The 20,138-nt window shown below is 70.0% G+C and carries 22 protein-coding genes; 10 read left to right on the forward strand and 12 right to left on the reverse strand.

All coding sequences use genetic code 11. The annotated features are described in order from the left end of the window. The first annotated feature begins 55 nt into the window (after window positions 1-55). The 3 genes from Psi02_RS00730 (at window position 56) to Psi02_RS00740 (ending at window position 3,420) form a co-directional block, all read left to right on the forward strand. Entirely contained in the window at window positions 56-1,282 is a 1,227-nt protein-coding gene (locus Psi02_RS00730) for an ABC transporter substrate-binding protein (protein ID WP_203970675.1), read from the forward strand. Window positions 1,283-1,733: 451 nt separating this feature from the next. Continuing rightward, entirely contained in the window at window positions 1,734-2,609 is an 876-nt protein-coding gene (locus Psi02_RS00735; RefSeq protein WP_203970676.1) for an ABC transporter permease, read from the forward strand. A 13-nt stretch (window positions 2,610-2,622) separates the two neighbouring features. Continuing rightward, window positions 2,623-3,420 (forward strand): ABC transporter permease, encoded by a 798-nt coding sequence (locus Psi02_RS00740; protein ID WP_203970677.1) that lies wholly within the window; start codon window positions 2,623-2,625, stop codon window positions 3,418-3,420. On the opposite strand, the gene Psi02_RS00745 is transcribed toward Psi02_RS00740, so the two are convergent. Beyond that, the gene (locus Psi02_RS00745) at window positions 3,421-5,232 is read right to left on the reverse strand and encodes an ABC transporter ATP-binding protein (RefSeq protein ID WP_203970678.1); all 1,812 of its coding nucleotides are present in this window, start codon (window positions 5,230-5,232) and stop codon (window positions 3,421-3,423) included. After that, entirely contained in the window at window positions 5,229-7,007 is a 1,779-nt protein-coding gene (locus Psi02_RS00750; protein WP_203970679.1) for an ABC transporter ATP-binding protein, read from the reverse strand. The genes Psi02_RS00745 and Psi02_RS00750 overlap by 4 nt, the downstream gene beginning before the upstream one ends. Window positions 7,008-7,263: 256 nt before the next feature. Between Psi02_RS00750 and Psi02_RS00755 the strand changes: the two genes are divergently transcribed. From Psi02_RS00755 to Psi02_RS00780, 6 genes are all read left to right on the forward strand, one after another. Further along, window positions 7,264-7,896 (forward strand): TIGR03085 family metal-binding protein, encoded by a 633-nt coding sequence (locus tag Psi02_RS00755; RefSeq protein WP_203970680.1) that lies wholly within the window; start codon window positions 7,264-7,266, stop codon window positions 7,894-7,896. Between the two features lie 86 nt (window positions 7,897-7,982). Then, on the forward strand, window positions 7,983-8,147 hold the full coding sequence (locus Psi02_RS00760) for a hypothetical protein (protein ID WP_203950778.1): 165 nt from the start codon (window positions 7,983-7,985) through the stop codon (window positions 8,145-8,147). A gap of 114 nt (window positions 8,148-8,261) precedes the next feature. After that, window positions 8,262-8,423, forward strand: a complete 162-nt coding sequence (locus Psi02_RS00765; protein WP_203944210.1) for a hypothetical protein — start codon at window positions 8,262-8,264, stop codon at window positions 8,421-8,423. A 134-nt stretch (window positions 8,424-8,557) separates the two neighbouring features. After that, complete coding sequence (locus Psi02_RS00770) at window positions 8,558-9,964, forward strand: glutamine synthetase family protein (RefSeq protein ID WP_203970681.1); 1,407 nt, start codon at window positions 8,558-8,560, stop codon at window positions 9,962-9,964. A gap of 137 nt (window positions 9,965-10,101) precedes the next feature. After that, a complete protein-coding gene (locus Psi02_RS00775) occupies window positions 10,102-11,127 on the forward strand; it encodes a LacI family DNA-binding transcriptional regulator (RefSeq protein WP_203970682.1) in 1,026 nt (341 codons plus the stop codon). Window positions 11,128-11,289: 162 nt separating this feature from the next. After that, a complete protein-coding gene (locus tag Psi02_RS00780) occupies window positions 11,290-11,679 on the forward strand; it encodes a hypothetical protein (RefSeq protein WP_203970683.1) in 390 nt (129 codons plus the stop codon). Window positions 11,680-11,878: 199 nt separating this feature from the next. Here Psi02_RS00780 and hisF read toward each other — a convergent pair whose 3' ends face one another. The 10 genes from hisF to Psi02_RS00825 all read right to left on the reverse strand — a co-directional run bounded on the left by hisF (window position 11,879) and on the right by Psi02_RS00825 (window position 19,396). Continuing rightward, window positions 11,879-12,649, reverse strand: coding sequence for an imidazole glycerol phosphate synthase subunit HisF (gene hisF, locus Psi02_RS00785; RefSeq protein WP_203950783.1), 771 nt, complete (start codon window positions 12,647-12,649; stop codon window positions 11,879-11,881). Next, a complete protein-coding gene (locus Psi02_RS00790; protein WP_203970684.1) occupies window positions 12,646-13,053 on the reverse strand; it encodes a RidA family protein in 408 nt (135 codons plus the stop codon). Before Psi02_RS00790 ends, hisF begins: the two co-directional genes overlap by 4 nt. Continuing rightward, a complete protein-coding gene (gene priA, locus Psi02_RS00795) occupies window positions 13,050-13,775 on the reverse strand; it encodes a bifunctional 1-(5-phosphoribosyl)-5-((5-phosphoribosylamino)methylideneamino)imidazole-4-carboxamide isomerase/phosphoribosylanthranilate isomerase PriA (protein WP_203970685.1) in 726 nt (241 codons plus the stop codon). Before priA ends, Psi02_RS00790 begins: the two co-directional genes overlap by 4 nt. A gap of 3 nt (window positions 13,776-13,778) precedes the next feature. Then, window positions 13,779-14,117 (reverse strand): hypothetical protein, encoded by a 339-nt coding sequence (locus Psi02_RS00800; RefSeq protein WP_203970687.1) that lies wholly within the window; start codon window positions 14,115-14,117, stop codon window positions 13,779-13,781. Between the two features lie 34 nt (window positions 14,118-14,151). Beyond that, complete coding sequence (hisH, locus tag Psi02_RS00805; protein WP_203970689.1) at window positions 14,152-14,790, reverse strand: imidazole glycerol phosphate synthase subunit HisH; 639 nt, start codon at window positions 14,788-14,790, stop codon at window positions 14,152-14,154. Further along, entirely contained in the window at window positions 14,781-14,912 is a 132-nt protein-coding gene (locus Psi02_RS40605; RefSeq protein ID WP_275415120.1) for a CG2302 family histidine operon protein, read from the reverse strand. Before Psi02_RS40605 ends, hisH begins: the two co-directional genes overlap by 10 nt. A 20-nt stretch (window positions 14,913-14,932) precedes the next feature. Beyond that, window positions 14,933-15,532, reverse strand: coding sequence for an imidazoleglycerol-phosphate dehydratase HisB (gene hisB, locus Psi02_RS00810; RefSeq protein ID WP_203970691.1), 600 nt, complete (start codon window positions 15,530-15,532; stop codon window positions 14,933-14,935). Continuing rightward, entirely contained in the window at window positions 15,529-16,602 is a 1,074-nt protein-coding gene (locus Psi02_RS00815) for a histidinol-phosphate transaminase (RefSeq protein WP_203970693.1), read from the reverse strand. Before Psi02_RS00815 ends, hisB begins: the two co-directional genes overlap by 4 nt. Next, a complete protein-coding gene (hisD, locus tag Psi02_RS00820; protein ID WP_203970695.1) occupies window positions 16,599-17,906 on the reverse strand; it encodes a histidinol dehydrogenase in 1,308 nt (435 codons plus the stop codon). Before hisD ends, Psi02_RS00815 begins: the two co-directional genes overlap by 4 nt. Window positions 17,907-18,091: 185 nt before the next feature. Next, window positions 18,092-19,396, reverse strand: coding sequence for an RICIN domain-containing protein (locus Psi02_RS00825; RefSeq protein WP_203970697.1), 1,305 nt, complete (start codon window positions 19,394-19,396; stop codon window positions 18,092-18,094). Between the two features lie 175 nt (window positions 19,397-19,571). On the opposite strand from Psi02_RS00825, the gene ybaK reads away from it, so the two are divergent. Beyond that, window positions 19,572-20,069 (forward strand): Cys-tRNA(Pro) deacylase, encoded by a 498-nt coding sequence (gene ybaK / locus Psi02_RS00830; protein WP_239094491.1) that lies wholly within the window; start codon window positions 19,572-19,574, stop codon window positions 20,067-20,069. Window positions 20,070-20,138 lie beyond the last annotated feature (69 nt).

Consider the following 20,138-nt stretch of genomic DNA (forward strand, 5'->3'; position numbering starts at 1 on the left):
CGTTCCGGACATCGCGCGGCGAGTCATGAACCGTCATCGAACAAGGAGAACCCCCATGCGATCCCCCCACCGGCGTATCCGCCGGCACAGTCTCATCGCCACCGCCGCGCTGGCGCTCGCCGCCGTGGCGGGCTGCGGCGGCGGTTCGTCCACGACCGGCTCGGCCCCCGCACCGGGGAGCACCGGTTTCACGCCGCCCAAGATCGAGGCGCTGAAGTCCCTCGGGCAGGGCGAAGGCCAGGTCAACCTGGTGGCCTGGGCGGGGTACGCCGAAGACGGCTCCAACGACCCGAAGGTCGACTGGGTGCATCCCTTCGAGCAGGCCACCGGCTGCAAGGTCAACACCAAGACCGCCGGCACCTCGGACGAGATGGTCAACCTGATGAAGACCGGCGAGTACGACGCCGTGTCCGCCTCGGGCGACGCCTCGCTGCGGCTGATCGCCTCGGGCACGGTCGCGCCGGTGAACACCGACCTCATCCCCAACTACAAGGATGTGTTCGAGGGCCTCAAGCTCAAGCCGTGGAACTCCGTGAACGGAGTCCCCTACGGCGTGCCGCACGGCCGTGGCGCGAACCTCCTGATGTGGCGGACGGACAAGGTCACGACGCCGCCGGACTCGTGGAGCGTCGTGTTCGACGGGGCCTCGCCGTACAAGGGGCACGTGACGGCGTACGACTCGCCGATCTACATCGCCGACGCGGCGCTGTACCTGATGTCCACCAAGCCCGAGCTCGGCATCAAGGACCCGTACGCGCTGGACGACAAGCAACTCCAGGCGGCGGTCGACCTGCTGAAGCAGCAGAAGACGAACATCGGCGAGTACTGGTCCGACTACACCAAGGCGGTCCAGAGCTTCAAGAGCGGCGACACCGTGGTGGGGACGACCTGGCAGGTCATCGCCAACCTGACCGAGGCCGAGAAGGCGCCGGTCCAGGTGACGCTGCCCAAGGAGGGCTCGACCGGCTGGTCGGACACCTGGATGGTCGCGGCCAAGGCCCAGCACCCCAGCTGTGCGTACAAGTGGATGGACTGGATCATCTCCCCCAAGGCCAACGCCCAGGTGGCGGAGTGGTTCGGCGAGGCCCCGTCCAATGCCAAGGCGTGTGACGAGACGTCCGACAAGACGTTCTGCGACACCTTCCACGCAGCCGACGAGAGCTACTTCTCCAAGGTCCACTACTGGACCACGCCGATCGCCCAGTGCCTCGACGGCCGTACGGACGTCAAGTGCACCGACTACTCGGAGTGGACCCGAGCCTGGACCGAGATCAAGGGCTGACCCCTGTTAGGCCGTTGTTTGGCCGTTGTTTGGCCGTGATCATGCACAGGTTCGGAAGCAGGCCGACTGACCAGGCCAAACCCCGGGCGTGATCATGCACAGGTTCGGCGGCAGGTCCACTGACCAGGCGAAATCCAGTTCGTGATCATGCGCGGGTTCGGAGATGCGCCGGCCCAGCTGGGAGAACACAGTTCGTGATCATACACTCGGCGACGGCGTGCATGATCACGAACGGCATCGCCGCAAGCCGGACGGCACGTGCGCGAACTTGCGCATGATCACGGCATGCATCACCGCAGCCCAGCCCGGATGATCACGAATGTGTGCATGATCACGGCGGGGGTTGGGGCAGGTCGCACGGGGTGCCCGCGAATGTGTGCATGATCACGCGCGAGACATGCGCGCGAGATGTGCGCGCGAGAGGGGCGTGGAGAGTGAGGGAGACGGACGCATGACGGCGAGTGGTGTTTTGGGGGATGAGGAGGCCGCGGGCCTTCGGCGGGGGGTGGCGGCCTTCTTGCACAGGCACGCCCGCGTACGGCTGTCGCTGCTGCTATCGGCCCCCCTCGCCTGGCTGGGCCTGGCGTACCTGGGCTCCCTGGCCGCCCTGTTCGTGACCGCCTTCTGGTCGACCGACACCTTCACCGGCGACCTGGTCAAGGTCTTCACCTGGGCCAACTTCCAGGACCTCGTCACGGGTGAGGTCTACCGGACGGTCGCCCTGCGCTCCCTCTGGGTCGCCGCCGCGGTGACGGTCATCGACCTGGTGATCGCCTTCCCCATGGCGTTCGCGATGGCCAAGCTCACCTCGCCGCGTGCCCAGCGGTGGCTGGTGATCCTCGTCCTCACTCCGCTGTGGGCCTCCTACCTGGTCAAGGCGTACGCCTGGCGGGTGTTGCTCTCGTCCGACGGCATCCTCGGCTGGGGGTACGGCCTGACCGCGACGATCGCGACTCTCTCCTACCTCTGGTTGCCGTACATGATCCTGCCGATCTACGCGGGCCTCGAAAGGCTGCCCAACGCCCTGCTGGACGCGTCCGGCGACCTCGGAGCCCGCGGCTGGCGGACGTTCAGGACCGTGGTGTGGCCGCTGACGTTCCCGGCCGTCGTCGCGGGTTCGATCTTCACGTTCTCGTTGTCGCTGGGCGACTACATCACCGTGAAGATCGTCGGCGGCAAGTCGCAGCTCATCGGCAACGTCGTCTACGACAACATCGGCGCGGCCAACAACCTCCCCTTCGCCGCGGCCGTGGCCACCGTCCCGGTCCTGATCATGCTGGTCTACCTCGCGGCCGTCCGCCGTACCGGCGCGCTGGACAACCTGTGAAGAAGGAGACGCGGTGAATCTGTCCCGTCCGGCCCGCCTGCTGCTCAGGGCCGCACTGGTCCTCGGCCTCGGCGTCATCTACGTGCCGCTGGCCGTGGTGATCCTCAACTCCTTCAACTCCGACCGCACCTTCGGATGGCCGCCCCCGGGGCTGACGTTCCAGTGGTGGCATTCGGCGTGGAACTCCAGCGGTGTCCGCGACGCCCTGTGGACTTCGGTCCAGGCGGGGCTCGGCGCCACGGCGATCGCCCTCGTCCTCGGCACGATGGCCGCCTTCGCGGTGCAGCGGTACCGGTTCTTCGGCAAGAACAGCGTCTCGCTGCTCATCGTGCTGCCGATCGCCCTGCCGGGGATCGTGACCGGCATCGCGCTGAGCAACACCTTCCACACGGTCCTGGGGATCCCCCTCGGAATGCTGACGGTGATCGTCGGACACGCCACCTTCTGCGTGGTCACGGTCTACAACAACGTGCTGGCCCGCCTGCGGCGCATGGGGCTGGGGCTCGAGGAGGCGTCGGCCGACCTGGGCGCCGACACGTTCACCACGTTCCGTCTGGTCACGTTCCCGATGATGCGGTCGGCACTGCTCGCGGGCGGTCTGCTGGCCTTCGCGCTCTCGTTCGACGAGATCATCGTGACCACGTTCACCTCGGGCGCGGGAGTCAGGACCCTGCCCATCTGGATCTTCGAGAACCTCTTCCGCCCGAACCAGGCCCCCGTGGTCAACGTGGTCGCCGCCGCTCTCATCGTCGTCTCGATCGTCCCCATCTACTTCGCCCAGCGGCTTTCAGGCGAGACCACCACGCACTGATCAGGAGGAATGGGTGGCCGACGTCCAGGAGTCGTAGAGGTCCGCGTAGACGCCGGGCTCCTGGACCAGGACGGCGTGGGGACCCCGCTGGACGATGCGCCCGTGCTCGAACACGACGACCTCGTCGGCCGCCTGCGCGGTCGACAGCCGGTGGGCGATGGAGACGGCGGTGCGGCCGCGGGTCACGCCGTCGAGGGCGCGGGCCAGCCGCACCTCGGTGGCCGGGTCGACGGCCGATGTGGCCTCGTCCAGCAGCAGCAGGTCGGGATCCGCCAGGTAGGCCCGGGCGAGCGCCACGAGTTGCCGCTCCCCCGCCGACAGCGACTCCCCGCGCTGGCCCACGGCCGTGTCCAGCCCCGCGGGCAGGCCGTCGACCCAGTCGGCCAGGCCCAGTTCGGTCACGGCCAGCCGTACGTCGTCGAGGGTCGCGGACGGGCGCCCGAAACGGATGTTCTCCGCCAGGGACGAGTCGAACAGGAACCCGTCCTGAGGGACCATCACGATCCGTTCCCGCAGGGAGGAGAACCGCACCTTCCGCAGGTCGACGCCGTCGACGAGGATCCGGCCCGAGGTCGGATCCATGAGCCGGGTGAGCAGCTTGGCGAACGTCGTCTTGCCCGATCCGGTCTCGCCCACGATGGCCACGCGGCTGCGCGGCCCGATCTCCACCGCGACGTCGTGGAGCACGGGGGCGCCGCCCGGATAGGCGAAGCCGACGTTCTCGAACTCCACGGAGATCGGCCCCCGCGGCAGCGTCGCGCCGTCCGCGGGGTCGGCGACGTCGGCGGGTGTGTCGAGGACGCCGAGGATGCGCCGCCATCCGGCGATGGCGTTCTGCGCCTCGTTCAGCACCTCGGTCGCGGTCTGCAGCGGGCTGATGAACAGGGTGATCAGGAAGAGGAACGCGATGAGCCTGCCCGGCGTGATGGAGCCGGAGACGCCGAGCTCCACTCCTGCCACCACGACTCCCGCGACGGCGATGGCGGCGACCAGCTCGGTGATCGGGAACGTGAACCCGATGATCTTCTGGGCCCTGGTCTGCGCCTTGCGCTGCTCGTCGACCGCCGTGCCGATGCGCGCGGCCGTACGGTCCTCCGAGCCGTAGGCCCGGATGACGGCGCTGCCGACGACCGACTCGCTGACGCCGGCGAGGACGTCGCCGGTCCGCTCGCGGACGCGGATGTACGCCCGGGCGACCAGCCGCTGGAACCGCGGCAGGGCGATGACCAGCGGCAGGAAGCACGCCCAGACCAGCAGGGTGAGCTGCCAGGAGTAGACCGCCATGAGGACGGTCGCGACCAGCAACTGCCCGAGTGCGACGATGACGAGCAGGCCGCCCCACTGCATGAACGTGCTGATCTGGTCGACGTCGCTCGTCACCCGCGAGACCAGCGCGCCGCGCCGCTCGGTGTTCTGAGTGAGGACCGACAGGTCGTGCACGTGGCGGAAGCCCTTGCCCCGCAGGGTGGCGAGGCCGGACTCGGTCGATTTGTAGAGCCTGACGTTCATCAGGTAGCCGCACAGGGCGGTCAGCAGCACGGCGACGGCGCACAGGGCGGTCGCGTTCCGGATGAACGGCACGTCGGGCACGTCGCCGAGCCCCCGGTCGATCACCTGCTGCACGGCGATGGGGACGATGACCTTGCCGAGGGTCGCCAGCACGGCGAGGCACACCGTGCCCAGGAGCCCGTTGCGGAATTCGGGCGACAACCGCAGGCCGTGCCGGATGGTCTCGAACGCCGTCCGCTCGGCGGCCTGGAGGCCGCCCGGCTTTTCGCCCTCGGTCGTCGTCTCCTCTGTCACGGCGGTCATGCCACGATCTCCTCGTCGGTGTCGAGCGCGGCCCGGTCGGCCTCCTCGCGCTCGTATGCGGTGACCAGGTCCCGGTAGCCCGCGCAGCGCTCCAGCAGCAGCTCGTGGGGGCCCTGGTCGACGACCCTGCCGTGTTCCAGGTAGACGACCTCGTCCGCCAGGGCGATCGTCGCCATCCGGTAGGCCACGACGATCACCGTCGAGCCGGCCGCGCCCTCGCGCAGGCCGTGCAGGATGCGCTTTTCCACCTGGGGGTCCACGCTGGAGGTGGCGTCGTCGAGGATGAGCAGCCGGGGCGTGCGGACGATCGCCCGGGCGAGCGCGATCCGCTGCCGCTGCCCGCCCGACAACGACGTGCCCCGCTCGCCCACGTGCGTGTCCACTCCGGACGGCAGCGCGCTGACGAACCCGTCCGCCTGCGCCAGCCGCAGGGCCGCCCACACGGTCTCGTCCGGCACGTCCCGGCCCAGCGTGATGTTGCCGCGGACGGTGTCGTCGAACAGGAACGTCTGCTGGAGCACCAGGGCCACCGCGTCGCTCACCCCGCCCCGCGCGACCTCGCGCAGGTCGGTCCCGTCGATCCGGACGGACCCGTCGGCGGGATCGATCAGCCGCCCGAGCAGCAGGGTCAGCGTGGACTTGCCCGAACCCGTCGGTCCCACGACGGCGACGGTGCGGCCCGGCGCCACCTCGAAGGTCACGTCGGTGAGCACGGAGGCCTCGGGGAGGTAGCGGTAGCTCACCCCGTCGGCCCGCACGCCCGCGGGGCTCTCGCCGGCCAGGTCCGCCGTGCCGTACTCCATGGACCCGGTGGCGTCGAGGACGTCCTGCACCCGGGTCCAGCCGACGACGCTGCGGGGAAGCTCGGCGAGCACCCAGCCGAGCGCCCGGACGGGGAAGGCGAGGAGAGTGAAGAGGTAGGCGACCTGGATCAGGTCTCCGGCGACGACGTCGCCGGCCTCGAGCCGCATCGCGCCGACCAGCAGCACGGCCAGCACACCGATCGTCGGCAGTGCCTCAAGGAGCGGGTCGAACAATCCGCGCACCCGGCCGACGGCGACGTTGGCGTCGCGCAAGTCGTCGGCGCGCGCCTGGAACCGGCGGGCCTCCGCGTCCTCCCTGCCGAGCGTCTTCACGACGAGCGCGCCGTCGAAACTCTCGTGCGCCACCTCGCTCACCTCGGCCCTGAGCTGCTGCGCGCGCATCGCGAGGGGGGACAGCCTGCGCTGGTAGATCAGGTTCAGCACGGCGATAGCCGGAAATATCAGGAAACCGACGACGGCGAGGACGGGGTCGATGAGCAGGATCGCCCCCGCCGCCGTCACGAGCATCACGATGACGCCCACCGCCATCGGAAGGGGCGCGAGCGGCGCCCAGGCCGCCTCGACGTCGGAGTTGGCGTTGGACAGCAACTGACCCGTCGGGTGCAGGTGGTGCCAGGAGAGCGGCAGCCGCAGGTACTGCCGGGTCACCGCGCGCCGCGAACGGGCCTGCATCCGGTACTGCATGACCCCGGCGAGGATCCGCCTGCCCATGATCCCGGCAGCCTTGAACACCGCGACGCCGACGATCAGCAGCGCCGCCGAGACCAGCGCGCCGGTGTGGGCACGGCCGTCGCGGAAGGCGGGCAGCACGACGTCGTCCGTCGCCCGGCCGAGGGCCCATGAGGAGCCGACGGTCATGATGCCGTAGACCGCGCTCGCGAGCACCGCGCTGGTGAAGATGCGCGGCTCGGCCCTGATCGCCATGCCGATGACCCGCAGACCTCGGGTCATGACGGATTTACTCGGCCGCGCGGGGGAGTCCTTCGACGGCACGCCGGGTTTCCTCTCGGTCGGGGACCATCTGGCCGCCCGCTCCGAGCGCCAGCGAATCGGACGTTACCTACCCCGGCGCGCACACGAATCGGCCTCTCGACCGACGCCACACCAAGCCTTTAGTCCTAGATATTCCTTATCATCACGATCAACCGGATTATTCCTTGACTGGCCTGGTGATCGCGACGCGGGTGATCGGGGCTAGGCTGCCCTCGTGAGTTTTGTACGGGACGAACGTGCGGCCATCTCCACCACTTTGGACGAGCTCGGTCCCGATGCTCCCACGCTCTGCGAGGGATGGACGACGGCCGATCTCGCCGCGCACCTCGTGCTCCGTGAGCGCCGGCCCGACGCCGCGGGAGGCATCGCGCTCAGTTTCCTGTCCGGCTACACCGGCTCCGTCCAGAACCGCCTCAAGAACGGCCGGCCCTATGCCGAACTCGTCGAGTTCGTACGGCAGGGCCCGCCGATCTGGTCCCCGTACCGCATCCCCGGCATCGACAAGGTCGTGAACTCCGTCGAGTTGTTCGTCCACCACGAGGACGCCAGGCGTGCCCAGCCCGGCTGGGAGCCCCGCGTGCTGCCTCCGGAGGCCGAGGAGTCGCTGTGGCGGCAACTCAAGAGCGGCGCCCGCCTCTTCCTGCGCAGATCGCCGGTCGGCGTCCTGCTCCGGCGCACCGGCGGCGGCGAGGTGACGGCCGGGAAGACCGCGCCCGAGGTGGTCGTCAGCGGCGAGACCGGCGAGCTGATCCTGTTCGCCTTCGGCCGGGCCGAGCACGCCCGGGTGACCTTCGAAGGCGACGAGGGCGCAGTGCGGCGGCTGCGCGAGACGCCACTGGGCATGTGACACGGTAAATCGATCTAGACGGAAATCACGCGTAACCTTGGCGCGATGCGGCAGCATGAGGGCAGTGCCTCATGGTTGGAGCCCCGATGAACGCCAAGAAGATAATCACCTATGTGGTCGTCGCCTTCGTGATCTTCTACCTGTTCACCCAGCCCACGGCCGCAGCCGCCGCGGTCAGGGGCCTGTTCGGGGGCGTCAGCACCGGCGCGGAACGCCTCTCGTCGTTCTTCACGACGCTCGTGAACAGCTGACCCCGCGCCTTCTCAGCGGATGGGATGGTAGGGGCTCGTGGCCTCCCGGCTAGTTATGATCTTCCGTGTCGCCGGGTACAAACAGCCGGGAAACTGACTGCAGGAGGCCCCCCAATGCAGGTCAAGAAGGTTCTTACGTACGCGGCCATCGCGTTCGTGGTCTTCTACCTCTACAACCAGCCGCGAGCCGCAGCCGGCGCCGTCAACGGCGTGTTCGACACGATCAACACCGGCGCCACCCGTCTGGCGACCTTCTTCACGACGGTCCTGCAGTGATGTGACCCCGGCCGGTGTGCCGAAGGGGATTCCGCACACCCGGCCTTCTCTCCACCCCGCCCACCGCGCCGAAAAGACGGCGCGGTGGCGTGGCGGCACTTCCGCCGTCGGCTCTCCCGTGTTACGCAGACAGGATGGGAGACCGCCACAGCGCCGCCGTCGCTCCACCACAACTCGATCCCGCGGCCCGCAGGATTCTCGAACGTGTCGAGGTCGACGGCATCGAGCTGGTCCGATTCCTCTACGCCGACCACGGCGGAGTCATCCGCGGCAAGGCCTCGGGACGCTCCCGCCTCCCCGAACGGATCGGCACGGGCATCGGCCACACGGTGGCGATGATGGCGATGTCGATGCTCGACCATCTCCAGCCGGTCGAGGGCATGGGACCGGTGGGCGAGGTCCGCATCGTCCCCGATCCCGCGACCTTCGTGCCGCTCCCCTACGCGTCCGGCGCGGCGGCGATGCTCTCCGATCTCCGGCAGCTCGACGGGAGCCCGTGGGCGGCCTGCCCGCGGACGTTCCTCAAGGACGCCGTCGCCCTGCTCGGCTCGCAGGGCCTCACCCCCGTCGCGGCCTTCGAGCCCGAGTTCACACTCGGCCGGCGGCTCCCCGATCCGACGGGCGGTCCCGACCGGCTCGTCCCGATCGACGACAGCCTGTGCTACGCCGCGGCCGGGTTCGACCTCGCCCACGACTACACGATGGCGCTCGTACGCGCGCTGGAGGCGCAGGGGCTGCCGATCGAGCACTACTACCCCGAGCTGGGAGCCGGCCAGCACGAGCTGTCCATCCGGCCCGCGACCGCCCTCAAGGCCGCCGACAACCACGTGATCTACCGGGAGACCGTCCGCGGAGTGGCCTTCCGGATGGCGATGTGGGCCTCGCTCGCGCCCAAGCCGATCGCCGACCAGGCCGGCAACGGCGCCCACCTGCACGTCTCACTCTGGGACGCCGATCTGGAGCGCAACCTGTTCGCCGACGGCAAGGGCGGCCTGTCGGTGCTCGGCCGGCGCTTCATCGCGGGCGTCCTCGCCCACCTGCCCGGCCTCGTGGCACTGACCTGCGCGAGCGTCAACAGTTACCGGCGCCTCCGGCCCCGCACCTGGGCGAGCGCGTACACCTGCTACGGCACGGACAATCGCGAGGCGGCGGTCCGGATCTGCTCCCCCATGGGCGGAAACGTCGAGGCGTCGACGAATCTCGAGATCAAGCCCTCGGATTCGTCGGCCAACCCGTACCTGTCGCTCGGCGCCGTCCTCCACGCGGGGCTGGACGGCATCCGGCGGGAGCTCGACCCCGGAAAGGCCGTCATGGTGGACCCCGACACGCTGAGTGCCAAGCAGCGGGCCCGTCTGGGCTGTGAGCGGCTCCCCGCGTCCCTCGGTGAGGCTCTGGACGCCCTGGAGGCCGACCGGCTCCTCATGGACGCCCTGGGGCCCTTGCGGGGCGCCGCCTATCTGGCCGTCAAACGGTCGGAGGCCGCGGACTTCGCCGCCCAGGACGTCGCGTACGAGACCTTCCAGCACCTGCGGGCGTTCTGACCCGCCGTCCGGCCTCCGGCTCGTACCCCCGCATGTGCGGGCCGCGCACGCGGGGGCGCCCGCCGCCCGGCCGGCCCGTGGAAAGGCGCGCCCCCGGGCTGGCGCGGCCCCCTGGGGCTCCGTTTTAATCGGCTTCGATGAATCCGATCGGCATCAGGGAGGTCGCGGCCCACGCCGGCGTCTCCCCCGGCACCGTCTCCAACGTGCTCAATCGTCCGGAGAAGGTCGCCGCCGCCACCAGGGAACGAGTCCAGCGGTCCGTACGGGAGCTGGGATTCGTCCGGCACGGCTCCGCGTCGTCGTTGCGGGCGGGGCACAGCAGGACCATCGGGCTGTCCGTGATCGACATCGGCAACCCCTTCTTCACCGATGTCGCCGCCGGGGTCGAGGACATGGCGAGCGAGCTCGGGTACGCGGTGATCCTCGGCAATTCCGCGGGGAACCTCGCGAAGGAGGAGCGCAACCTGCTCGTCCTGTCCGAGCAACGCGTGCGGGGAGTGCTGATCACTCCGTCCGGAGAGGACCCGGTCCGGCTCGACCGCATCCGCGAGCGCGGCATCAACCTCGTCCTGGTCGACCACCCGGCCCACCGCCCCGACCAGTGCTCGGTCGCCGTCAACGACGTGGCGGGCGGCCGCCTCGCCGTGGCCCACCTGCTCGAACGGGGAGCGCGCCGCATCGCCTACCTGAGCGGCCCCTCCTCCATCCGGCAGTGTCAGGACCGCCTGGAGGGAGCGCGGCAGGCCGTGCTGCGGGCGGGCCTGGACCCGGCCGTCGCACTCGCCGAGCTGACGATGCCCAGCATGAACGCCGGGTGCGGGCAGCAGGCCGCCGAGGCGCTGCTGGCGTCGGGAGCGCTGCCGGACGCCGTGTTCTGCGCCAACGACCTGCTGGCGCTGGGCCTGCTGCGCGGGCTGCTCCAGGCGGGCGTGCGCGTGCCCGGCGACATGATGCTGATCGGCTACGACGACATCGACTTCGCCGCCGCCTCGGCCGTGTCGCTCAGCTCGATCACTCAGCCGACGTACCGGCTCGGCCGCATCGCCACCCAGTTGCTGCTCGACGAGTGCGACAACCCCGAGGCGCACACGCACCAGCAGATCATGTTCCAGCCGACGTTGGTCGTCAGGGAGTCGACGAGCGCGCAAATCGCCACCTCGTAATCGGTGGGCAAGGACAACGAACCGTCAGCCCGTGGAATGGAATGCCGTTCGGTTCGCTCTGTTTCCGGTTGATTCGCCTAGACGGAATTCGATGCCCGGGCCGACGATGGAAGAGCAAATCCCCGATCGCCGCCAAGCGGCCCTGATCGGATAGGAGAAAGCATGAACGGAAAGCGTTTCCCAGCTCTTCTGGGGCTGGCCCTTCTTCCCGCCATCGCCTTCGGGTCGGCGCAGACGGCCCAGGCCGCCACCCACGACCCCGGCACCTCGTCGGTCGCCGACACGGCGTCCGACACGACGATCGGCACCGCTCACAGCGGGACGTCCCGCACCATGAGCGACCGGATGCGGATCCCGTCGCTCGACCCGGTGGCCGAGGACTCCGAGGAATCCGAGCAGCAAGAGGCCACCACACCGGAAGAGATCTCGCAGGGCCAGTCCAGCACGGACGAGTCCCTCACGGGCGAGCCCCTGCAGCAGCAGTCCATGCGGGGAGAATCGATACCTCCCCGCGAGGAGCCCAGGAACCGCTGGTCGGACCAGAGCGGGTGACACACCCGCACCAGCCCGGCGAACAGTGAAACCAAGCGCCGCGGAAAAAGCGGCCACATGAATGGAGATGCGGCCTCCAGTGAATCTGGAGGCCGCGTTTCTCGCATATTCGGTGAATTTCCAGGAATCGCACGAGACCACATCTCCGCCGCCCGGAAATCAAACTCCCCGAGCGGCAAAGAGCCGTTTCACCCCTGCCTCAGCGGACGGGATGACCCGCGGACCGCAGCGTCTCCTTCACCTCGTGGATCTTGAGCTGGCCGAAGTGGAACACCGACGCGGCGAGGACGGCGTCCGCCCCGGCCTCGACGGCCGGCGCGAAGTCCTCCAGCCTTCCCGCGCCGCCCGAGGCGATCACCGGGACCGTCACGGCCGCGCGGACGGCTCTGAGCATCTCCAGGTCGTAACCCGACTTGGTGCCGTCGCCGTCCATCGAGTTGAGCAGGATCTCCCCCACACCGAGCTCCTGGCCCCGCGCGGCCCACTCGACGGCGTCGAGTCCCGTGCCGCGGCGCCCGCCGTGGGTGGTCACCTCGAAGCCGGACGGCGTGGGCGGACCGTCGACGACCCGGCGGGCGTCGACGGACAACACCACGCACTGGGAGCCGAACCGCCGCGACGCCTCGGTGAGCAGTTCGGGCCGCGCGATGGCCGCGGTGTTGATGCCCACCTTGTCGGCGCCGGCGCGCAGCATACGGTCCACGTCCTCGACCGCCCGGATCCCCCCGCCGACGGTCAGCGGGATGAACACCTGCTCGGCCGTACGGCGGACCACGTCGAGCATGGTCTCCCGCTCACCCGAAGACGCGGTGATGTCGAGAAATGTCAGCTCATCCGCGCCTTCGGCGTCGTAACGGCGGGCAAGCTCGACCGGGTCCCCCGCATCACGCAGGTTCTCGAAGTTGACGCCCTTGACCACCCGCCCGGCGTCCACGTCCAGGCAGGGGATGACCCGCACCGCGACCGTCATGGCGACCGCTCCCCCCGGTAGGCCTCGACCTCGACCTCGACCAGCATGCGGGAGTCCACCAGGCCGGCGACCTGGACACTCGTGCAGGCGGGCCGTACGGTCCCGAACACCTCGCCGTGCGCGCGGCCGACGGCCTCGAAGTCGGCGGCGTTCACGACGTAGAGGCGCGTGCGGACGACCTCGGCGACCGAGACCCCCGCCTTCTCCACCGCGTCGAGGGCGATGGAGATCGCCGTCAGCGTCTGGTTGTAAGCGTCGCCAACGTGCTGGATCTCTCCGCCGACGGTGGCGGTGCAGCCGGACACGTGGATGTGGGGGCCCGCGACGACCGCGCGGGCATAGCCGTACCGGTCCTCCCAGGGACCGCCGGACGAGATCCGGGTGAAGGTGACACGCTCACTCATCGCGCGCTCACCGCCGCGAGCGCCTCTTCCAGCGTGAACGCCTGGGCGTACAGCGCCTTGCCGATGATGGCGCCCTCGACGCCCTCGGGGACGAGGGTGGCCAGCGCGCGGAGGTCGTCGAGCGACGAGACGCCGCCGCTGGCGATCACGGGCCGGTCGGTCCTGGCGCAGACCTCGCGGAGCAGATCGAGGTTGGGACCGCGCAACGTGCCGTCCTTGGTCACGTCGGTGACGACGTACCGCGGGCAGCCCTCGGACTCCAGACGGTCGAGGACCTCCCACAGGTCGCCCCCCTCCTGCGTCCAGCCGCGTGCGGCGAGGGTGGTCCCCCGGACGTCGAGCCCCACCGCGATCTTGTCGCCGTACTCAGCGATGATCTTGGCGCACCAGGCGGGGTCCTCCAGGGCCGCCGTGCCGATGTTGACACGACGGCAGCCGGTGGACAGCGCGGCGTCGAGCGACGCGTCGTCACGGATGCCCCCCGACAACTCGACCTGCACGTCCAGGGCGCCGACGACGGAGGCGAGCAACTCGCGGTTGTCACCCCGGCCGAACGCCGCGTCCAGGTCGACCAGATGGATCCACTCCGCACCGGCCTCCTGCCAGGCCAGCGCCGCGGCGAGCGGATCCCCGTACGAGGTCTCCGTCCCTGCCTCACCTTGCACCAGGCGGACCGCCTGGCCGTCCGCGACGTCCACAGCAGGGAGCAAAACGAGCGACATTGGTCACGACCTCCGGTCGAAGACGATGGTGACGAGCACGGGGATCAGCAGTGTGGAGAAGATCAGGACGCCGAGCCGGGCCATCCAGCCGTCGAGCAGGAGCCAGGCGAGCACCTGGACGATGAACCACAGCAGCGCGAGAACGCCGTTCTCCGTGCGGCGCCTTCGCGCGAGCCTGCCCTGCTGCCGGGCCACCCGGACCGGCCGCGGCAACACCGCGGTGACGCGGCCGCGCAACTCGCGCCGCCTGGCCGCTCTGGCCTCACGCACGGCGCGAGCGGCGGCGAGGCGCTCGCGCTCGGCTTCACGCTCCGCCCTCCGCCTGGCCCGCTCCTTGCTCATCCTGTCTCCCGTCCCGCCCTACGGCTAGCCCGGCTCACAACGTGCGCAGCCAGTTGCCCAGCAGCGCGGCTCCGGCGTCGCCGGACTTCTCGGGGTGGAACTGGGTGGCCATCAGGGGCCCGTTCTCCACGGCCGCGACGAACGGCACGCCGTGCTCGGCCCAGGTGACCAGCGGCTGGTTGAAGCCGGGGCCGGCCGTGAGCCTCCAGTCGCGCACGCCGTAGGAGTGGACGAAGTAGAAGCGGGTGCCCGCGTCGAGGCCGTCGAACAGCACGCTCCCCGCCGGTGCGGCGACCGTGTTCCAGCCCATGTGCGGGAGCACGGGGGCGTCGAGGCGCTCGACGGTGCCGGGCCACTCGCCGCAGCCCTCGGTGTGGACGCCGTGCTCGACGCCCTTCTCGAACAGAATCTGCATCCCGACGCAGATTCCGAGCACCGGGCGCCCGCCCGCGAGCCGGCGGCCCACGATCTGGTCGCCGCGCACGCTCTTGAGACCCTCCATGCAGGCGGAGAAGGCCCCGACGCCGGGAACGACCAGGCCGTCGGCCTCCAGCGCGGCGTCCCAGTCGGCGGTCACCGTCACGTCGGCGCCCACCCGGGCCAGCGCGCGCTCCGCCGAGCGGAGGTTGCCCGATCCGTAGTCGAGGACCACGACACGTCTGCCTACTGCCACCACATCACCCCTGCCGTGATCGCCAGCGCGGCCCCGACGCCGGTCAGCGCCGCGAGCACCTTGAGTTTCTGCCGTATGGCGGAGTAGACACCTCCGAGGAGGAAGAGCCCAATGAAGATCATGCCACCCGAGGCGAAGGTCATCAGAGAACGCCCTTGGTGCTCGGCACGCCGGTCGCGCGCGGATCCCGCTCCGAGGCCTCACGCAGGGCCCGGGCCAAGGCCTTGAACTGCGCCTCGACGATGTGGTGGGCGTTTCGCCCGTACGGCACGTGCACGTGGAGGCAGACCGCCGCCTGGGCGACGAACGACTCCAGGATGTGCCGCGTCATGGTCGTGTCGTAGTCCGGGCCGATCATGGGGGCCATGCCCTCGGGCTCGGTGTGCACGAGGTACGGCCGGCCCGACAGGTCGACCGTGACCTGGGCCAGCGCCTCGTCGAGAGGGCACGACGCGTTGCCGAAGCGGCGGATGCCCGACTTGTCGCCGAGGGCCTCGCGGAACGCCGCGCCCAGCGCGATCGAGGTGTCCTCGATCGTGTGGTGCGCGTCGATGTGCAGATCGCCCTCGGTCTTCACGGTCAGGTCGAACAGACCGTGCTTGCCCAACTGGGCGAGCATGTGGTCGTAGAAGCCGACACCGGTCGCGACGTCGACGACACCGGTGCCGTCGAGGTCGACCTCGACCAGCACCGATGTCTCCTTGGTGCTGCGCTCGACCCGGCCACGGCGTACGTCACTCATCCGAGGACCCCTTCCAGGGCGGCCCGGAAGGCCGCCATCTCATCCTTCGTCCCGATCGACACGCGGAGCCAGCCCGCCGGGCCGGTCTCCCGGATCAGAACGCCCTGCTCAAGCAACCCCTCCCATACGGCACGCCGGTCCGGAAACCTACCGAATAGCACGAAGTTGGCATCCGAGTCAGCGACCGCCAGGCCACGGTGCCGTAGCCACTCGACCGTCTCGTCCCGCTCTGCCCGCAGTGTCCCAACGGTCGCGAGCAACTCCTCGCGGTGGGCCAGGGCCACCCGGGCGGCGGCCTGGGTCAGGGTCGACAGATGGTACGGCAGGCGGACCAGCAGCATGGCGTCGACCACGGCCGGGTCGGCCGCCAGATACCCGAGCCGCGTGCCCGCCATGGCGAACGCCTTGGACATGGTCCGCGTGACGATCAGGCGGGGGTTGCCCGGCAGCAGGCTGAGCGCCGACGGCGTGCCCGCCCTCGCGAACTCGGCGTAGGCCTCGTCGACCACGACCATCCCCGGGGTCGCGGCGATGATCCGCTCGATCACGCCGAGGGGCAGTGCCGTACCGGTCGGGTTGTTCGGCGAGGTCAGGAAGACGACGTCGGGGCGGTGCGTCTCGATGGCCTGGACGGCGTGGCCGACGTCGATCGAGAAGTCCTCGTCGCGGGCGCCCTCGACCCACCGGGTGTTCGTGCCGCCCGCGATGATCGGGTGCATGGAGTAGGACGGCTCGAACCCGATGGCCGAACGCCCCGGGCCGCCGAACGCCTGGAGGATCTGCTGGATGATCTCGTTCGACCCGTTGGCCGCCCACAACTGCCGGGCGGTGAGGCCGTGGCCGAGGTAGTCGGCGAGGTCCTTGCGCAGGTCGACCGCGTCCCTGTCGGGGTAGCGGTTGAGCGTGGCCGCCCCGTGCCGCACGGCCCGCGTGAGATCGTCGATCAGCGCGGCCGACGGCGGGTGGGGGTTCTCGTTGGTGTTGAGCTGGACGGGCACGTCGAGCTGCGGCGCGCCGTAGGGCTGCTTGCCGCGCAGGTCGTCGCGGATCGGCAGGTCGTCGAGTGTCATGAGGGCACTTCCCAGTCGAACCGGGCACGGACGGCGGCGCCGTGGGCGGGCAGGTCTTCGGCGTCGGCCAGCGCGCACACGTACGGCGCCGCCTCGGCGAGGGCCTCACGGGTGTAGTCGACGACGTGGATGCCGCGCAGGAACGTCTGCACGGACAGCCCCGACGAGTGGCAGGCGCACCCGCCGGTCGGCAGCACGTGGTTGGAGCCCGCCATGTAGTCGCCGAGCGACACCGGCGCATAGGGCCCGATGAAGATCGCCCCGGCGTTGCGGACACGGGCGGCGACCTCACGCGCGTCCGCCGTCTGGATCTCCAGGTGCTCGGCGGCGTAGGCGTCCACGACCTCGAGGCCGTCGCCGACGCTCGAGACGAGCACGATGCCGGACTGGCGGCCCGAAAGGGCCTCGGTGATCCGCTCGGAATGGCGGGTGGCGGCGACCTGGCCGGGAAGCTCCTTGTCGACCGCGTCGGCGAGCTCGACGCTCGTCGTGACCAGCACCGCCGCGGCGATCACGTCGTGCTCGGCCTGGCTGATCAGGTCGGCCGCGATGTGGACGGGGTCGGCGGTCTCGTCGGCGAGGATCGCGATCTCCGTCGGGCCGGCCTCGGAGTCGATCCCGATCCGCCCCTTGAGCAGCCGCTTGGCCGCCGCGACCCAGATGTTGCCCGGTCCGGTGACCATGTCGGCCCGCGGGCACTCCTCGGTGCCGTAGGCGAACATCGCCACGGCCTGGGCGCCTCCGACGGCGTGCACCTCCTCGACCCCGAGCAGCGCGCAGGCCGCCAGGATCGTCGGGTGCGGCAGACCGCCGAACTCCTTCTGCGCGGGCGAGGTCACCGCGAGCGACCGCACCCCGGCCTCCTGGGCCGGCACGACGTTCATCACCACGCTGGACGGGTAGACGGCCCGGCCGCCCGGCACGTAGAGCCCCACCCGGCCCACCGGAACCCAGCGCTCGGTGACCGAGCCGCCCGGCACGACCTGGGTCGTGGTGTCGGCGCGCCGCTGGTCACGATGGACGAGGCGGGCCCGGCGGATCGACTCCTCCAGGGCGGCGCGCACGGCCGGATCGAGCTCGTCGAGGGCTCGGGAGATCTCCGCGGCGGGGACCCTGGTCGACGCCAGTTCGACCCCGTCGAACCTCGCCGTGAGCTCCCGGACGGCCGCCGCGCCACGATGGCGGACGTCCTCACAGATGGGCCGCACCTTCTCCAGGGCGGCCTCGACGTCGAGCTCGGCGCGGGGCAGGACCTCACGCAGGTCGCCGGGCAGCGACCCACGCAGGTCGATACGGGAAATCACCGTCCTAGTCTACGGATGACCAGGGACAGATCCCGTTCTGCCCACTATGCGGGACACCGTGTTTCGCGGACGGGAACCGGGCGCCCCGAGCTGCGCGATCTTCCACGGTGCCTCCTCGGCCCATCGAAGGCGGCCGGTCGGTGACGCACCGGCCGCCCTCCGTGTTCACTGTGAGTCCCCGTGGGCTACGCCCTCTGGGACAGCTGGAACGACTGCGCCGCCGTCCCGTTGCAGGTGTACTGCTGGAGCTGGACGGAGTCGGCGGCCGAGGCGCCGGGCACGTCCAGGCACTTGCCGCTCAGGCGGTTGACGAAGTGGTAGTAACCGCCGCCTTCCGAGACCGCCTGCCACTGCTGGTTGTTGCCCCCGCCGTACGCCCACAGCTGGAGCGGGGCGCCGTCGGCCGTCGACACGTTGGTCACGTCGATCACCTGGGCGCTGTTGTTGCGGTTGTTCAGCCGGGCGAACCCGCCGCTGGTCGGCTGGACCTGGAACTGCTGGGCGGAGGTGCCGTTGCAGGCGTACTGCTGGATGGCGGTGCCGTTCGCCGAGGCGGCCGCCCGGGCGTCCACGCACTTGCCGTTGGCGCGGTTGGCCAGGCTGTACCACGCGGTCGGCGAGATCGTGTCCGGCGGCGGAGGAGGAGTGCTCCCCCCGCCCAGCCACAGCAGGCTGTCGATGACGAACCGGTTCTGGGTGTCGCTGGCGAACGTGGACGACAGCCGGGTGTTGGTCGAGTAGTTCATGGCGTTGTGGCCGAAGTTGGCGTACACCATCTTGTAGTTCTTGTTCGTCCACATGATCGGGTAGTAGCCGCTGTACCAGGTCTGGTTGGGGTCCGTCCCGACCGGGAAGCTCGACTGGTCGATGGACCCGAGGATCTTGATGTTGGGGTTGTTCCTCAGGTCGTTGTTCCAGCTGTACCACTCGCTCACGGACGAGGTGAACGTGGCGGGCAGGCGCGCCGTCGTGGGATGGCCGGCGCCGCCCTCATTGCGCACGACGACCGATGTGGGGCCCCACGTGTTGGACTTGAAGGCCCCGGTGCCCAGGAACTCGTTGTGGTACCAGGACCAGCTCCCCGGGTTGGTGTTGAACGCCGACACGTGGAACCCCATCCACGCCCCGCCGCCCCGCATGTACTGCTCGAACGCCGACCGCTGGGCGGCGGTCTGCGGCAGGTCGTCCAGGAACATGACCACCTGGTACTGCGCGAGGGTGGCGGCGTTCAGCTGGTTCCAGTTGGTGGTCGAGGTGTAGGAGAAGTTGTTCTGCGCGGCGGCCTGGGGGAACCACTGGTTCGCCTCTTTGGTGAAGTCGATGTGGGCCGCGTCATAGGTGCCGCTGTAGAAGGCGAGCACCTTGAACTGAGGGGCGGCGGCCGCCCGCGCGGGGACGTGGGCGGGGACGGCGGAGAGCCCCAGCGCGACGGCGAACACGGCGAGCAACCGGGTCCACGTGCGCGTCACCCCCATGTCGTGCCTGGTCATGAGCATGATCCTCTGTTCGATGACGAAGGTCCGGCAGGAGCGGGGCCCGTCCGCCTACGGGCACGGCGATATCCGGATCAGGACGATGATCTGTTCTCTGTCGACTTGAGTCAAGTCATGTGAAATGGACGGTAAGGAGAAGGGCCCGGCCGCGCGGATCGCTAGTCTGTCCGGCGTGAGCAAGACCAGGAGCAAGGGCGGCCAGGGCACTCCGGCGACGGTCGCCCTCACGCAGGCGAAGGCGGAGTTCACCCTCCACCCCTACGATCACGACCCGAACGCCCAGGCGTACGGCGAGGAGGCGGCCGACGCGCTCGGCGTGCCGTACGAGCGGATCTTCAAGACGCTGGTCGCCGAGACGGAGGCGGGCCTCGCCGTCGCGGTGGTCCCCGTGGCGGGCAAACTGGACCTGAAGGCCTTCGCGGCGGCGCTCAAGGGGAAGCGGGCGGCGATGGCCGACGCGGTCAAGGTGGAGCGGGTCACCGGCTACGTGGTCGGCGGGATCAGCCCGCTCGGGCAGCGCAAGAAGCTGCCCACGGTGATCGACGAGTCGGCGCTCGGCTTCGAGACCGTCTACTTCTCCGCGGGCCGCAGGGGCCTGCAGATCGAGACGGCACCCGCCAATCTCGTACGGCTCACGCAGGCGGTCACCGCCCCCATCGCGAAGACCTGAGCCTGTCGACTGTTGCCATCGCCTCCGCCCGCTCCCCCACCCGAGACTCGTAGCCGAAGGACGACGGAA

The sequence above is a fragment of the Planotetraspora silvatica genome, assembly GCF_016863315.1.
Lineage (GTDB): Bacteria > Actinomycetota > Actinomycetes > Streptosporangiales > Streptosporangiaceae > Planotetraspora > Planotetraspora silvatica.